Raw genomic sequence first — 15,021 nt, 5'->3', positions numbered from 1 at the left:
AATTTTCATCAAAAAATTTGCCAGTTCCAAAAAGTCTACTAAATTTGTAGACTATAAAGAAAAAACATTATGTCAATCAAACTAGGAGATACAGCACCCAACTTTCAGGCAGAATCATCGGTAGGTGATATCAATTTTTATAATTATCTGGGAGATTCCTGGGGGATTCTGTTTTCGCATCCTGCAGATTATACGCCGGTATGCACTACAGAATTGGGGTATACTGCAAAACTGCAGTCTGAGTTTGATGCCAGAGATACAAAAGTAATTGCCCTGAGTGTGGATGGGGTAGAAGATCATCAAAATTGGGTGAAAGATATTAATGAAACTCAGAACACCCGGGTGCAGTTTCCTATTATTGCCGATAAAGACAGAAAGGTTTCAGAACTGTATGATTTTATTCATCCCAATGCTTCGGCTACCGCTACAGTACGTTCTCTTCTGATTATTGATCCTTCCAAAAAAGTAAGACTGATTATTACCTATCCGGCCTCTACAGGAAGGAATTTTGACGAGATCCTTAGAGTGCTGGATTCTTTACAGCTGGTAGATAATTACCGTGTGGCTACTCCTGTGAATTGGGAAGTTGGAGAAGATGTTATTGTCCCTCCAACAATTTCTACAGAAGATGCCCGGAAACTATTCCCGAAAGGGGTAACGGAAATAAAACCCTATCTGAGATACACCCCCAACCTAACACATGATTTATTTGATTTTTTATAGTTTAGTTTTAATTTGTACGAAAAGCGCCCCGGAAATAAATTCCGGGGCGCTTTCATTTTTTTATAAGTATTTCAGTGATTACTTAACGTCGTTGATGATTTGTTTACCTTTTGAAGTTGGTAAATAAATACTAAATCCTACATTGAAAGTTAAAGTAGAAGTTAATCCCTCGCTACCAAATCCTGCAACACCATTATATTTTACTAACCCTTCAACACCAATGTTTGGAGTAATGAAGTATGAATAACCAGGTCCTGCTCCAAAATCTAAACCAGTTGTAGAATTAGATCCTTCAGTAGAAGTACCTCCAACACCTACATTACCTTCGAAGAACCATCTTCCGTGGTGTAATAAGTTGTCTACTCCTTTTTCTCCTGGAGAAACATAATATCTACCTAGTGCACCCACTTTATATACAAAATTGGTAGGTGATCCATTTGTAACTTTATTGAATCCTAGATCTACATACCCCCCAACTGCTACATTATCTTGAATAAAATATGCTGCTTTTGGCTGTAGTGAAATATTATATCCTCCACCTGTATTTAAGCCAAAGTTACTTGCAACAATGCTACTTCCTACCATCCAATTACCTTTTTGAATCTGAGCGTTGGCAGTTGCTGTTAAGCCTGCTACGGTTAATATTCCTGTTAAAATAAGTTTTTTCATAATTTATTATTTTAATAATTAAATGTTTATTATTCACGAATTATAGAAAAAACAATAAATGTGCCAGACTCTTAATTTTACGTAATTTTTCTAAACAAACGTTAAGATTTTCAATGAGATATAGTTTATTTTTTTAACCTATCGGCTCTATACGTTATGATAATAAAGAAAATAAAATGGTTGTTTTAAGAAAAAAATGATAAAATTAGATACTATATCATTAATTATATAAAACACTTATTTTTCTTTGCCCGTTCGGAATTTAAATAAATAAAAGGATCACCGAAATGATCAGACCTGCAATTGTAAATTTGATTCCACGTTTGAATGCTTTGGTCTTAGGATTAAACATCCAGAAACTTGAGATGACGAAAAAGAAAAGAGAAACTCCGAAGAATACGCTTAGAGGAGATATAGCATCTTTCGATTGTGATTTGTGAAGCGAAACCATTTTGTCCAATACGAAAGGAAGTTCCTTTTTGGTATATTTGGCTTTTCCGGTTGCACTGTCATAAGTTCCCTGTTTAAAATAAAGAACACTTCCTTCTGTTTTTTCCACTTCCAGGCCTTTCATCTTAAGCTCTTTTTTCAGCTCTTTTTCTGAAAGATTGGCTGCGATATTCTTTTCGTATTTCTTTTCACTTTTCAGGAAATCTGTGTCTCTGTACACCAGAAGAATTCCACTTAATGAATATACAGCCATAATTCCGGCAAGGAAATATCCCAGGTAACGGTGCGTAATTCTCATGAAACTTCTTGTGTCTTTAATCTTATCCATATCTTATTTTTTTGTTTTTGTTTAAAATTTCAAAAGTGGAAACTGCAAAAATGCAATTTCCACTTTTAGTGAAAGAATTGTTATATAAAGAATTCTAGAGTCTGTATGTCAATGTGAAATAGTAATTTCTAGGCGTAATCGGATTCACTGAATAATTCTCGTGAACATTGTAGTTTACGACATCGAACAGGTTGCCCACTTTCCCTTGGATAGAGAATTTTTTCCACTCGTAGCCTACTGATACCATTACTGTAGTGTAATCTTTTAAAGCAAATGATCTGCTGATTCCATTTCTTGCACCCAAACCTGTAGAACCACTTTTTGTATCATTCCATCCTGCTAATCTGTCACCGATGAAGTAAGCACCTGCACCTACTTTAAGTCCTTTCGCATAACGTGTAAATTTATAAAATACAGAAGCGTTAGCTGTTGTAGCTGGTGTTCTTACTAACCTTTGTTTCTCAACATATCCAAAACCGTCTGGTGTATCAAGGTATACAGAGTTGTTATAAGAGAATCCACCAATAATTGATAAATTTTCTGTAGGATTTCCAGTAATATCCAACTCAACTCCGCGACTTCTCATTTTTCCTGCAAATTCTTTATAAAATGAATCTGAATTCGCCTGTCCATTAGCTAATTGAGGTGCGGTCTGATAATAATTATTATAAACAATTTGATATACTGTAAGGTTTATAGCTAAAGCATTATTCCAATAATTCTTTTTTACTCCTGCTTCATATTGATCAATAGTAGTAGGCTTTAATGCTTGTTCATAAATATCTTTTCCTGTATTTTGAGCAAAAGAGTTGGTATAGGTTGCAAACACAGAAAGGTTATCGTTTGGCATATATACTAAACCAGCTTTTGGTGAAAATGCTCTGTCAGATATTGCTGTATTTTTTTGATCAACATCTCCAAGGTCATTTGAAAATGTATTTTTAGTATTGGTCATTGTTTCTAAATAAGACCATCTTAAACCAGCAATTACTTTAAGTTGCTTGGTAAGGCTTATGAAATCTTGAATATAAATACCAAATCTTTGCGTAGGAATTCTTGTTCTGTCTTTTAAGGAAGCATCAGGCATCTTTCCGCTGGCCCAACTTGAAGGATCATCTAAATAAAGGTTATTATTAATGGTTGCAGTATTGCCGTTAGTTCCATAAACAGTTGGATTGGTATAGGTATAATTATTTTGAACACCATAATCTCCATCAGTACCAATTAAAACCTTGTGATTGATTTTTCCTGTATTGAACTCTCCATTAATATTAACTTGTAATGAAGTGTAATTTTGTTCGTTAAATGTTTTGTTTAAAGGTCTTAGCCAGAAAAGACGGTTCGTGTTCTTTTCATATCCCCACTGTACTCTTTCAGTAGAATAGTAGTCCTTGGTATAGTTTTGATAAGAAGCAACAGCATTTAATGACCATTTGTCAGTAAACTGATGATTGAAAGTTATGTTGGTAGACACTTGCTCCACATTTTGATATTGCCAGTCAGCACCTAAGAAAGCATTTTTAGGAAGAATGTCATTGATTCTATAACTTCCATCAGGATTAGTGATGGATCCAAGACCGAAATCAGGAGTGAAATTATTTTTAAGGTAATCCGCTTCCACAATCAATTGTGATTTTGGACTTAAATTGAAAAGGAAGGATGGATTGAAGTAATATTTCTCCGATTCTACAACATCTCTGAAACTTTCAGCATGCTCATAGGCTCCGTTTACTCTGAAAGCAATATTTTTAGATAAAGGACCATAAATATCAACTGTTGGTTTATAGGAATTCCAGCTTCCGCCGTTTAACCCGATACTTCCACCAAAATTGAATTTAGGCTTTTTTGTAATCATATTGATAACACCACCAGCTGCTGTATTTCCAAAAAGCATGGCATTGGCACCCTTTAAAACTTCTACTCTTTCCAGACCACTTACTTCAGGGAAAACACCGCTGTTTACTCTTGAACCATTTTTAAAAATATTATCATTTCCTAAAATGAAACCACGCCCACCAAAACTATCCTGAGAATTTCCTCTGGATGAAGTGATGTACAATCCGTTTACATTCTGAAGAACATCACTCAGTTGCTTTGCCTGCTGCTGCTCAATGATTTCGTGGGTAACAATAGCAATAGGCTGGGGAGTTTCCATTACCGTCAGATTTGACTTGGTTGATAATGGTCTTGCCTGGTTGGGATTTCCTGTTTTATGAAGATTGATATCCTCAATGGTCTGTGTTCTGATGGTATCTGCTTCAGCATTTTTCATCTGAGAACTCGCTGAAACAGCGATGAATAGAAGACCTAAAGAAAGTAATTGTTTTTTCATTTTATTTTTATGTAGAACAGTTTTAAATAAGGCGCAAATGTAAGTATTTGTTTAGAATAGATAAAAATAATTTTATGATTTAAATCATATTTTTACAGCTGATGAGATGGATTATTTCTATAGCTCCTTTACACTAAGGGATAGAGAATTTTTTATGAATATATTTGTTGAAAAATTACAATATGCAATTGGTTAAAGCAGGGCTTTGTGCCTTTGGAATGAGTGGGAAAGTGTTCCATGCTCCCTTTTTAAAGGAGCATCCGGGATTTTTTATCTCTGCTGTGGTGGAAAGAAGCAAGGAAGAATCGAAGGTGAAATATCCCGAGGCAACAATTTATCGTTCCGTGGAAGAAATGCTTCAGCAGGCAGATGTAGAATTGGTGATCATCAATACTCCGGTTCAGACCCATTATGAGTACGCCAAAAAAGCACTGGAAGCGGGAAAAAATATTATTGTGGAAAAACCTTTTACAGTAAATGTTTCTGAAGCAGAAGAGCTGGTGCAATTGGCTGAAGAAAAAGGTTTGTTTCTGAGTGTATACCAAAACCGAAGATTTGACCGTGACTTTCTGCAGGTTCAAAAAATTCTGAATGAGAAGAAAATAGGGAATATTAAAGAAGTTGAAATACGTTTTGACAGATTCCGTACCACGGCCAGTGGAAAGCAGCATAAAGAAAGTCCGGATCAGCAGGGATCAGGATCACTTCATGATCTGGGAGCACATCTTGTAGATCAGGCGGTACAGTACTTTGGGTACCCCGAAAAACTTTTTGCTGATGTATTTTCTATGAAAGGAGCCGAGTTTGCTAACGATTACTTTGAAATTCTTTTATTCTATAAAGATAATCTGAGAGTAAGACTGAAATCGTCTGTATTCAGTAAAGAAGGGCATTATGCCTACACGATTCATGGAGACAGAGGAACTTTCCTGCAGGAAAGAACCGATAATCAGGAAAATGAACTGGTAGCAGGTGCTATTCCTGAATATGGTAAAGAATGGACACAGCCTTTGAAAGAGCCGGACGGCATTTTAAACTTCCTGAATGATCATTCCGAAACAGAACGAATTCTTACCTCCAGCGAAGCCGGAAATTATATGGATTATTACCAGCAGATTTATGAACACATCGTTTTTGGATATGCCTTACCATCTCCGGGAAAAGAAATTATTCAGAATATGAAAATCATTGATGCTTCTATTGAAAGTGCAAAAGAAGAAAGAATAATCAAATTATAAATGATGAGTTATGAATTATGAATGAATTCAAAATTTCAGGTTCAAGGTTTAAAGTTTCAGGTTGATTGTAGTTGTGATTAGAAATTTTCAACTCATTTACACTCAAACCCTAAAACACTCAAACGCTCCGACTCATTCATAATTCATAATTTTTAACTCATAATTTTTAAAGTAGCTCCTGAAGCTCAAGCCATCTCATTTCGTGGTTCTCCAGTTTTTCTGAAACAGTTTCCAGCTCGGAAGAAAGAGTGGCTATCTTTTCATAATCAGCTTCGTTGTTGAGCTTATCCAGAATTTTTGCACGCTGTTCCTCCAGTTCAGGCATTTCTTTTTCAATCGTCTCCAGCTCCCTTTGTTCTTTAAAAGTGAGTTTTCTTTTAGAATTGGAAGACTGGTTACTTTCTGTTGAAGAAACAATTTCTTTTACAGGCTCAGGTTTTACCACAGCATTTTTTTCTAACGCTTCTTCACGGCTTCTGGCTTCTCTGTATTCTGAGAAATTTCCTACAAAATCTCTGATTTTTCCGTTTCCTTCAAAAGCCAGAACATGATCTACAATTCTGTCCATGAAATACCTGTCGTGGGAAACGATAATCAAAGATCCCTGGAATTGCTGAAGAAAGTTTTCAAGCACCGTTAGCGTGGGAAGATCTAAGTCATTCGTAGGTTCATCAAAAATCAGGAAGTTAGGATTCTGATACAAAATGTACATCAGGTGAAGTCTTCTCTTTTCACCTCCGGAAAGTTTAGAAATAGGAGAATATTGTGTCTGATCGTCAAATAAAAATAATCTTAAGAACTGTGATGCGGATAAACTTTTACCATTCGCTAAAGGATAAAATTCTGCAATTTCTTTGATGAAATCAATCACACGTTCATCCTCCTTATAGGTAAGACCTTTTTGCGAGAAGTAACCGAAAGAAATAGTTTCTCCTGTTTCAATTTCTCCTTTATCGGCTTTTTCAAAACCTTGAATAATATTAAGCAGGGTAGATTTTCCCGCTCCGTTCTTTCCAATGATTCCAACCTTTTCTCCACGTTGAAACTGGTAGCTGAAATCTTTCAATAAAACTTTAGATCCAAAGCTTTTATCAATATGTTTGAGTTCAAGAATTTTATTTCCCAGACGTTTCATTTCAAAATCAAGCTCCAACCCGTCTTTTCTGGTGTCGGTTTTGGCCACTTTTTCCGTTTCGTAGAAAGCATCAATTCTGCTTTTAGATTTTGTGGTTCTGGCTTTTGGCTGTCTTCTCATCCATTCCAGTTCCTTTTTGTAAAGGTTATTCGCTTTATCAATCGTAGCATTAAGATTCTCCTCACGAATCATCTTGTTCTCAAGGTAAGTTGCATACGAACCATTGTGAACATACAGATTCTGATCCTCCATTTCCCAGATAATATCACAAACACTGTCAAGAAAATATCGGTCGTGGGTGACAAGCAATAAAGTAATTTTTGCTTTGTTCAGATAGTTTTCAAGCCATTCTACCATATCCACATCCAGGTGGTTGGTAGGTTCGTCCATGATAAGAAGGGTATGTCTGTGCTCGGCTCTTGTTTCTGTTAAAAGTTTAGCCAGCGCGACACGTTTGATCTGCCCTCCGGAAAGAGTGCCCATTTTAGCCTCAAGATCTGTAATTTTAAGCTGGGAAAGAATCTGCTTCATTTCATTTTCCAGATCCCAGGCTTTATGAACTTCCATATCAGCCAGTGCTTTCTCAATAAAATCATTATCTGTAGAATGAAGTGAACGATGATAGTTTTTAAGCGCCAGGATAGGCTCGGAATCCAGGGTCATCATAAATTCTTCAATGCTCAGCTTAGGATCATAATCAATCTCCTGATCAAATAATACCACCTGGATATCTTTATTGATGATCGCAGTTCCGCTGTCTGCAATTTCCTTACCCATTAGTATTTTAAGAAGTGTAGATTTTCCACTTCCGTTTTTGGCAACAATCGCTATTTTATCTCCTTCATTGATGTGGAAAGAAATATTTTTAAACAAAACTTTGATGCCGTAAGATTTGGTAAGATTTTCTGCAGAAACGTAATTCATTGGGAATTAATAGTTTGATTTTAAATTTCAATTGAACCGCAAAAATACGAAAATGTAGCCTAAAACTTCCCGGAACCTCTTTTATAAAAATGAATATTTATAATTTTTTAATAAACTGTGCCCCTTATCTGAAAAAACTAATCAGTAAATTTGATCAACTACAATGAAATGTAAATTGTAAAAGTAATACATAATACAAAATCTGATTGAAGTAATGAAAAAAGTTATCGTCGACATGGATGGAGTAATGGCGGATGTATATCATCAGCTGGCGCAATTTGAAAAAAGGGATACAGGAAGAGAAATTGAAATCAGTGATTTGGCTGGTAAGCCTGAAATAGAGTCTTTTCCCAACGGAAAAAAGCATGTGAATGAAGTAGGCTTTTTCAGAACCTTACCGGTAATGAAAGGAAGCCGTGAGGCAATAGAATACCTTAATAATAAATATGAACTTTATATTGTATCTGCCGGAATGGAATTTCCGAACAGCCTACGGGAAAAATATGACTGGCTGGCAGAACATTTTCCTTTTATCACATGGGAACAGATTGTTCTTTGCGGAAGTAAAAGAGTAGTGTCCGGAGATGTTATGATTGATGATTATCCTAAAAATCTGGACCATTTTTCAGGACAAAGACTGATCTTTACCCAACCTCATAATGAACTGATAGAAAATGATACCTATGAAAGAGTTCATTCCTGGGAAGAGGTTATGAATATCCTCTGATCCTGAGTTTAAATTCCTGATAGAGCTATCAGAGAATTCCGGAAATTTTTAAATAAATTTAACTAAAGGGAGAATAAATTTAATAAAATGTTGGGAGGCCGGCATATTGAAATTAGATATGTTTGCATCAAACTTTTAACATGAAAATATATTCTACTTTATTCTTTCTTGTGGCAGCCTCAGCCTTCCATGCGCAGGTTGTTTCCGGAACTATTGTTTCTAAAAACGAACATCAGCCTATTCCTTATGTGAAAATCGGGATTGAGAAAAAATCAACAGGCACGATTTCAGATGAAAAAGGAAAATTTTCAATTGATCTTTCCAATACAGATCCCCAGCAGAAAATAAAAATAGGAGTCCCGGGATACGATCTTTATCAGGAAACAATACAGGATTTTAAAAAGTATGACCAGCAAAAAATATTTTTAACGGAGAAAACTAAAGATATTAAAGAGATTACAATTAAGCCTAAAAAGCTGGTAGATAAAAACTGGGGGGTCAATACCAAAACAAAAAGTGTTATTTATTCTGTTAACCCGGAATTTGACAAAAAGAGTTTTCTTGGAGAAACAGCTTTAGAATTCAACGCAAAGAAAAGATCAAAGCTTAAAAATATCAATCTGAATATAGCCAGCTATGTTTCTACCGAGCCGGTTTTAATGAGATATAGCATTTACAGTGAAAAAAATGGCTTCCCGGATAAAAATATCCTGGAAGAGGAGATTACCGTAAAGCTCACTGAAGATATGATCAAAGACGGAACGTATACACTGGATGTAAGCGACCGGAATATCTGGCTGCAGGGAAAATTTTTTATCGGCATACAGTTTTTAAAAGATTTTGACGGCAGGATTAAAATCAGCGCTGCTTTGTTCAGAACAGGATTTATTAGGGAGTTTTATGGTGACTGGCAGAAAATGACCATTGCCGCACCAGCCATTAATATTGATGTGAAAATGGATAAAAACGGAAGCAATAATATGAATGAAGATGATTAATACATATGTAGTTTGATCAGCTGGACAATTAATTAACTGTTCCATACATTCCCTTCGTTCTAATCCAGTGTCAGCCTTTTTAACGACCACGAATTACCATTGTAGACATCAAGATCCACTTTTGTATTGATGCCGTGAACAATACCGTTTTCTGTGAACTGCCAGAAATCCCACTCGTCATCGGGAGAAGGTGAGGGAACATCGTTGTAATTGGCAAGCCATAAAGGGTAGCCTTCAAACTCGCCTTTCAGAAAATCTTTATAGTAATGGTAGTACGTGTAGATGATAGGTTTTTCACCATAGGCTTCTTCTACAATTTTACACCATACTTTCAGGTCTTCAACCAGTTTTTTGTTGGTTTTACGCTTTGGAATTTTTTCAATATCAAGAATCGGAGGAAGATCTCCGCTTTCAAGTTTCACGTTGTCTAAAAAATTATTGGCCTGGATCACGGGATCTTCATCGGCTCTGTAAAAATGATAGGCGCCACGGATAAGCTCATGTTTTTGGGCACTTTCCCAAAATTCATCAAAATGCTTGTCGGCACTACGGTTTCCCATCGTTGCACGCATCACGACAAATTCCAGTGGAATCGTTTTATTTCCGATGCTGAGGCTATCCCATCTGATATCTTCCCGGTTTTGATAATGGGAAACATCAAAACCATAGGTTTTATCAAGGTTGCTGGCTAATATTCTCTGAATTCTTGCTGCCTCCTTTTCACTGTTATGAAGCTTTTTATGCTTAAATTTATTAAAGTACAAGGCATAGTAATAACTGACGGACTGCTTTAAGTAAAGTCCTGTTCCTACTAATGCCGTTATTAAAATTGCCAGTATGACCCATCTTCGGAAAAAATACTTCTTCCGTCTCGACTTATGGACTTTTTTGGCAGTTTTTTTGGTGTACTTTTTTGGTGTCATAAAGTTTTGCAAAACTAACTTTTTTCACTGCGAAATGCTAAAATAAAATCAGTAAATTTGTGTATTATGGAAACACGCGAAAAAATCATCATTATTGGAGGAGGATTTGCGGGGCTGCAGCTTGCAAAAACATTGAATAACAAGAACAAAAAGGTTATTGTTCTCGACCGGATGAACCACCATATGTTTCAGCCGCTTTTTTATCAGGTAGCCTCGGGAAGGATAGAACCTTCCAACATTTCTTTTCCCTTCAGAAAGATTTTTCAGCAATCCAGAAACACACAGTTCCGTATGACTGAGGTGAAAGAAATAGATCCTGCCAACCATAAAGTCATTACCGACGAGGCAGAATTTACTTATGATAAACTCATCATAGCAACGGGCTGTAAAACTAATTTTTTCGGGAACAAAGAACTGGAAGGAAAAGCTTTCGGGATGAAAAATACCCAGGAAGCCATTAGTATCAGGAATCATGTTCTGATGACCTTTGAAAAGCTGATTATTGAAAAAAGCAGGAGCGATGACGGAAACTGGAATATTGTGATCGTTGGAAGCGGACCTACCGGAGTAGAATTGGCCGGAGCTTTTGCTGAAATGAAAAAAGACATCCTTCCAAGAGATTATCCTTACATGAATTTCGACCATCTGAAAATTATTCTGGTAAGTTCCACAGAAAAACCCCTTGCTGTCATGAGCAGTGAAGCTCAGGAAAAATCTGAGAAATACCTGAAAGATCTTGGTGTTACTTTTTTGAGCGGGGAAGTGGTAACAGATTATGATGGGGACAAAGTACATCTCAGAAGCGGAAAAGAAATACCATCCAATAATGTGATCTGGGCTGCCGGAGTTACAGGAAATGTAGTAGGAGGGTTTCCGGAAGAAAAATTAGTAAGAAACAGATATATTGTAGATCGATATAATAAAATAAAGGGTTACGATAATATTTATGCCATCGGGGATATCGCCTATATGGAAACACCGAAGTATCCGCAGGGACATCCTCAGGTAGCCAACGTAGCCATTAATCAGGCCAAAAATTTAGGTAAAAATCTTTTAAAGAAAAGTCAGGAAGAATGGAAAGAATACGAATATGATGACAAAGGCTCATTAGCGACCATTGGGAAGCACAGAGCAGTTGTTGATCTGCCGTTTATAAAATTCCAGGGATTTCTGGCATGGTATTTCTGGATGTTTCTCCATTTAATGCTAATTTTGAGCGTTCGTAATAAGCTGGCCATATTCTTCAACTGGATGTGGAGCTATATCAACAAAGATTCTTCTTTAAGATTAATTATTATACCTACTAAGAAAAACGGAACATTACAATGAGAATTGACATAATAAGCGTCCTTCCGGAATTGATGGAAAGTCCTTTCAAAACTTCTATTTTGAAAAGAGCAATGGATAAAGGACTGGTAGAAGTACATTTTCACCATTTAAGAGACTGGGCAGTCAATAAGCACAGACAAATTGATGATGAGCCTTATGGAGGCGGAGCAGGAATGGTAATGATGGTTGAGCCGCTGGATAAATGCATTTCAGAGCTTAAATCTCAAAGAAATTATGATGAGGTGATCTACCTGACACCGGATGGAGTTACTTTGAATCAAAAAATTGCCAATTCATTGTCTATCAAAGAAAATCTGATCTTTCTTTGCGGGCACTACAAAGGAATAGACCAAAGAGTAAGAGACCTTCATATTACAAAAGAAATTTCAATTGGAGACTACGTCCTTACAGGAGGAGAACTCGCTGCCTGTGTTTTGGCAGACTCAATTATCAGATTGCTTCCGGGAGTTTTGAATGATGAGCAAAGCGCTTTAACAGACAGCTTCCAGGATGATCTTCTTTCACCGCCCATCTATACAAGGCCAGAAAGTTATAAAGGTCTGGATGTTCCCAAAATCCTGTTAAGCGGGAACTTCGGAAAAATTGAAGAGTGGCGTCATGATGAAGCTGTAAGAATTACAAAAGAAAAACGTCCCGATTTACTGTAAACAAAAATTGCAGGAACGAATATAATTCTTGCTTCCACTTAAATTCCATTTATTTAGGTAAATGGAATAATATTTGTTGTTATTTAAAAAAGTGTGAAAAATATTAATGATAGTGATTTTAAATTGAAGATTTATTTCTATTATTCCATGTTTTTTATATTGTCTCAATTTTGGTTAATATATTGAAACTGTCAAATAATTGAAAAATTAATTTATAATGATTTATTTCGTTAGTATTTTTTACTATATTTGAATTGTTTTTTATTGGAAATTGATTTACTGTTTTGGAGGTAAATCACGAAAAATTGAAAAAAAATAATAAATTTACATCTTAAAGTAAAAAGAACATAATAAATTAAAAGTATAGAAATTAGTGTAGATGGAGCTGTTCTCTTTTTATAATGTTGAAAATTTATTTTTGCCCGATCCGAAACCTGTCCACAAATTAGATCCTACCCGGTCAGGATTAAGGAATTGGGATGAAAAGAGATATAGAAACAAGCTTTTCAAAATCTCACACGTATTTCAGCTGATGAAGGAGGAAAATGATGTATTACCATTTTTAATAGGATTATCTGAAGTTTCCGGAAGGAAAGTTTTAGAAGACCTTGTAGGGATGGAACCCTTTAATTCTGAATATGGAATTGTACATTATAATTCCATGGATGAAAGAAAAGTGGATGTAGCCATGTTATATGATAAAAATAAAGTAGAGGTAATCGATTCAGAAACCATTACTTTCTTTTTTGAAATAGTAAATAAAAACACAGAAAATTACGACACAACCAGAGACGTACTTTTTTCAAAAGTCAGATATAAAGGGGAAATTATTAATGTCTTTATCGCGCATCTTCCCTCTAAACGCGAAAAAGATATCAATAAACCAAAAAGAACCTTTATATTGAATGAAATCCGGGAACGGATTATGAAAATTGTAAATGCTGACAAAGAGCATGTTATCTTGTGTGGTGATTTTAACGAAAACCCGGATGATGAAAATTTAGTACAGATTCTCTATGACAATGACCGTGAGAAGGTCTTAATGAACCCTTTTCAACAATTGTTTTCTACAAGAAATTATTCTACTTTTCATTATAAATCTGGATTGCTGTATGATCAGATCATTATGTCAAGATCTTTACTTGATAATAAGATGCTGGCTTTTCAGGATGCCCATATTTTTAATTCTGAAAAAATCCGCAGCAGAACCAGAAATTTTGAAGGACGGCCTTTCCGAACTTATGCCGGTACCCGGTATTTAGGAGGATATAGCGATCACTTTCCGGTTTTTGTAAAATTTAAAAATTTACATTAAAAAACATAAATAATAAAAAAGTAGAAAATGAAAAATTCGAGCAACACAAGCTACCATTTAGATTCTATTGACAAAGAAATCATCTACATGTTGATGGATAATGCTAAAACTTCTTTAGCCCACATTTCAAAAAATGTAGGAATTTCCACTACTGCAGTGCATCAAAGAATCAAAAAACTCGAACATGCAGGAGTTATTGAAAATTCAATATCATTTCTTAATCCTAAGAAAATTGGATACAAAGTAATTTCCTACATTGGTGTATTTTTAGATCAGCCAAGCCATTATCCGGAAGTGGTAAAGTCTTTGCATGATATCAACGAAGTAGTGGAAGCCCACTATACGACAGGAAATTATACTATTTTTCTGAAAGTTCTTTGTAAAGACAACGATCACTTAATGCAGATCCTTAGCAAGCTTCAAAAGCTGAAAGGTGTAACCAGAACAGAAACTTTTATATCTTTGGAACAAGGTATTTACAGACAATTGAAAGTATAACAACATGAACATAGCCCAATATTTGGATTCAACTTACCTGAAAACCCCAGAACAATCAGGTATTTCCCACGAAGAAACACTTCAAAAAGATAAAGAACTTGCTCAGGAAGCAATAGATAATGGTATTTTTGCCGTGATGATTCGTCCGGATTATGTATCGGAGGTGAAGAAATATATTCAGGAAAGAAATTCAAATGTTGTAGTAGGAACTGTAATAGGTTTCCACGAAGGAACGTATTCCATTGATGAAAAGCTTGCAGAAGCTTCAAAAGCAATAGAAGACGGAGCAGATGAACTGGATTTTGTTATTAATTATACCGCTTATCTACAGGGAAATATAGAACTGGTAAGACAAGAATTTGTAAAATGTACAACATTGTCTCTCGAGCATCATAAAATTGCAAAATGGATTATTGAAATTGCTGCATTAACTGATGAACAAATTGCCGATCTTACTAAAAAGATTTCTACCTGGGCAGAAGAGAATTTTTCTGAAAATGAGTTGCCGAAAATTTTTGTCAAATCATCAACAGGATTTTATCAGACTGCCGAAGGAAAGCCTAACGGAGCAACCTTTGAAGGAATAACAATTATGCTGAGCAACGCCGGCAAACTTCCCGTAAAAGCAGCAGGAGGAGTAAGAACTCCCGAAGATGCTGAGAAAATGATCAGAATGGGAGTTAAAAGAATTGGCACTTCTTCAGCTCTGGGATTAATTAAAAACGAATCTTCATCAGAAGGATATTAATATCAGATTCTTAATA

Annotated in this window: 14 protein-coding genes; 9 read left to right on the top strand and 5 right to left on the bottom strand. The window is 35.6% G+C overall.

The features are described 5' to 3' along the window. Positions 1 to 69: 69 nt before the first annotated feature. A complete protein-coding gene (locus V0410_RS11860) occupies positions 70 to 723 on the top strand; it encodes a peroxiredoxin (protein WP_330743241.1) in 654 nt (217 codons plus the stop codon). 78 nt (positions 724 to 801) lie between these two features. Here the strand turns inward: V0410_RS11860 and V0410_RS11855 are convergent, their stop codons facing one another. The 3 genes from V0410_RS11855 to V0410_RS11845 all read right to left on the bottom strand — a co-directional run bounded on the left by V0410_RS11855 (position 802) and on the right by V0410_RS11845 (position 4,502). Beyond that, positions 802 to 1,392: a hypothetical protein gene (locus V0410_RS11855; protein WP_330743240.1), complete on the bottom strand. Its 591-nt coding sequence runs from the start codon at positions 1,390 to 1,392 to the stop codon at positions 802 to 804. A gap of 262 nt (positions 1,393 to 1,654) precedes the next feature. Continuing rightward, positions 1,655 to 2,170 carry a membrane protein gene (locus V0410_RS11850; RefSeq protein ID WP_047435058.1) on the bottom strand — a complete coding sequence of 172 codons (516 nt, stop codon included), beginning with the start codon at positions 2,168 to 2,170 and terminating at the stop codon, positions 1,655 to 1,657. 94 nt (positions 2,171 to 2,264) lie between these two features. Then, entirely contained in the window at positions 2,265 to 4,502 is a 2,238-nt protein-coding gene (locus tag V0410_RS11845) for a TonB-dependent siderophore receptor (protein WP_330743235.1), read from the bottom strand. Between the two features lie 182 nt (positions 4,503 to 4,684). Between V0410_RS11845 and V0410_RS11840 the strand changes: the two genes are divergently transcribed. Further along, positions 4,685 to 5,740, top strand: coding sequence for a Gfo/Idh/MocA family oxidoreductase (locus V0410_RS11840; RefSeq protein WP_330743234.1), 1,056 nt, complete (start codon positions 4,685 to 4,687; stop codon positions 5,738 to 5,740). A gap of 166 nt (positions 5,741 to 5,906) precedes the next feature. Here the strand turns inward: V0410_RS11840 and V0410_RS11835 are convergent, their stop codons facing one another. Continuing rightward, positions 5,907 to 7,799 carry an ABC-F family ATP-binding cassette domain-containing protein gene (locus V0410_RS11835; RefSeq protein WP_330743233.1) on the bottom strand — a complete coding sequence of 631 codons (1,893 nt, stop codon included), beginning with the start codon at positions 7,797 to 7,799 and terminating at the stop codon, positions 5,907 to 5,909. Positions 7,800 to 8,013: 214 nt separating this feature from the next. Here V0410_RS11835 and V0410_RS11830 point away from each other — a divergent pair, with 214 nt between their 5' ends. Next, positions 8,014 to 8,526, top strand: coding sequence for a 5' nucleotidase, NT5C type (locus V0410_RS11830; protein ID WP_110008314.1), 513 nt, complete (start codon positions 8,014 to 8,016; stop codon positions 8,524 to 8,526). Positions 8,527 to 8,666: 140 nt separating this feature from the next. Continuing rightward, on the top strand, positions 8,667 to 9,524 hold the full coding sequence (locus tag V0410_RS11825; RefSeq protein ID WP_330743227.1) for a carboxypeptidase-like regulatory domain-containing protein: 858 nt from the start codon (positions 8,667 to 8,669) through the stop codon (positions 9,522 to 9,524). Positions 9,525 to 9,583: 59 nt separating this feature from the next. On the opposite strand, the gene V0410_RS11820 is transcribed toward V0410_RS11825, so the two are convergent. After that, positions 9,584 to 10,447, bottom strand: coding sequence for a glycoside hydrolase family 25 protein (locus tag V0410_RS11820; RefSeq protein WP_227942900.1), 864 nt, complete (start codon positions 10,445 to 10,447; stop codon positions 9,584 to 9,586). Between the two features lie 66 nt (positions 10,448 to 10,513). Between V0410_RS11820 and V0410_RS11815 the strand changes: the two genes are divergently transcribed. From V0410_RS11815 to deoC, 5 genes are all read left to right on the top strand, one after another. After that, the gene (locus V0410_RS11815) at positions 10,514 to 11,776 is read left to right on the top strand and encodes an NAD(P)/FAD-dependent oxidoreductase (protein WP_330743224.1); all 1,263 of its coding nucleotides are present in this window, start codon (positions 10,514 to 10,516) and stop codon (positions 11,774 to 11,776) included. Then, a complete protein-coding gene (gene trmD / locus V0410_RS11810; RefSeq protein ID WP_110008092.1) occupies positions 11,773 to 12,444 on the top strand; it encodes a tRNA (guanosine(37)-N1)-methyltransferase TrmD in 672 nt (223 codons plus the stop codon). The genes V0410_RS11815 and trmD overlap by 4 nt, the downstream gene beginning before the upstream one ends. A gap of 418 nt (positions 12,445 to 12,862) precedes the next feature. After that, positions 12,863 to 13,759, top strand: a complete 897-nt coding sequence (locus V0410_RS11805; RefSeq protein ID WP_330743222.1) for an endonuclease/exonuclease/phosphatase family protein — start codon at positions 12,863 to 12,865, stop codon at positions 13,757 to 13,759. Positions 13,760 to 13,786: 27 nt separating this feature from the next. Then, positions 13,787 to 14,257 carry an Lrp/AsnC ligand binding domain-containing protein gene (locus V0410_RS11800; protein WP_002976659.1) on the top strand — a complete coding sequence of 157 codons (471 nt, stop codon included), beginning with the start codon at positions 13,787 to 13,789 and terminating at the stop codon, positions 14,255 to 14,257. A gap of 4 nt (positions 14,258 to 14,261) precedes the next feature. After that, positions 14,262 to 15,005 carry a deoxyribose-phosphate aldolase gene (gene deoC / locus V0410_RS11795; protein WP_330743206.1) on the top strand — a complete coding sequence of 248 codons (744 nt, stop codon included), beginning with the start codon at positions 14,262 to 14,264 and terminating at the stop codon, positions 15,003 to 15,005. Positions 15,006 to 15,021 lie beyond the last annotated feature (16 nt).

This window comes from Chryseobacterium sp. CP-77 (assembly GCF_036362765.1).
Classification (GTDB): domain Bacteria; phylum Bacteroidota; class Bacteroidia; order Flavobacteriales; family Weeksellaceae; genus Chryseobacterium; species Chryseobacterium cupriresistens.
The sequence above is the reverse complement of the archived record's forward strand: the minus strand, read 5'-3'. Positions and strand labels throughout refer to the sequence as shown.

Coding starts and splice junctions, on each gene's coding strand:
- V0410_RS11860 (WP_330743241.1), top strand. CDS start 70: ATGTCAATCAAACTAGGAGATACAGCACCCAACTTTCAGGCAGAATCA.
- V0410_RS11855 (WP_330743240.1), bottom strand. CDS start 1,392: ATGAAAAAACTTATTTTAACAGGAATATTAACCGTAGCAGGCTTAACA.
- V0410_RS11850 (WP_047435058.1), bottom strand. CDS start 2,170: ATGGATAAGATTAAAGACACAAGAAGTTTCATGAGAATTACGCACCGT.
- V0410_RS11845 (WP_330743235.1), bottom strand. CDS start 4,502: ATGAAAAAACAATTACTTTCTTTAGGTCTTCTATTCATCGCTGTTTCA.
- V0410_RS11840 (WP_330743234.1), top strand. CDS start 4,685: ATGCAATTGGTTAAAGCAGGGCTTTGTGCCTTTGGAATGAGTGGGAAA.
- V0410_RS11835 (WP_330743233.1), bottom strand. CDS start 7,799: ATGAATTACGTTTCTGCAGAAAATCTTACCAAATCTTACGGCATCAAA.
- V0410_RS11830 (WP_110008314.1), top strand. CDS start 8,014: ATGAAAAAAGTTATCGTCGACATGGATGGAGTAATGGCGGATGTATAT.
- V0410_RS11825 (WP_330743227.1), top strand. CDS start 8,667: ATGAAAATATATTCTACTTTATTCTTTCTTGTGGCAGCCTCAGCCTTC.
- V0410_RS11820 (WP_227942900.1), bottom strand. CDS start 10,447: ATGACACCAAAAAAGTACACCAAAAAAACTGCCAAAAAAGTCCATAAG.
- V0410_RS11815 (WP_330743224.1), top strand. CDS start 10,514: ATGGAAACACGCGAAAAAATCATCATTATTGGAGGAGGATTTGCGGGG.
- trmD (WP_110008092.1), top strand. CDS start 11,773: ATGAGAATTGACATAATAAGCGTCCTTCCGGAATTGATGGAAAGTCCT.
- V0410_RS11800 (WP_002976659.1), top strand. CDS start 13,787: ATGAAAAATTCGAGCAACACAAGCTACCATTTAGATTCTATTGACAAA.
- deoC (WP_330743206.1), top strand. CDS start 14,262: ATGAACATAGCCCAATATTTGGATTCAACTTACCTGAAAACCCCAGAA.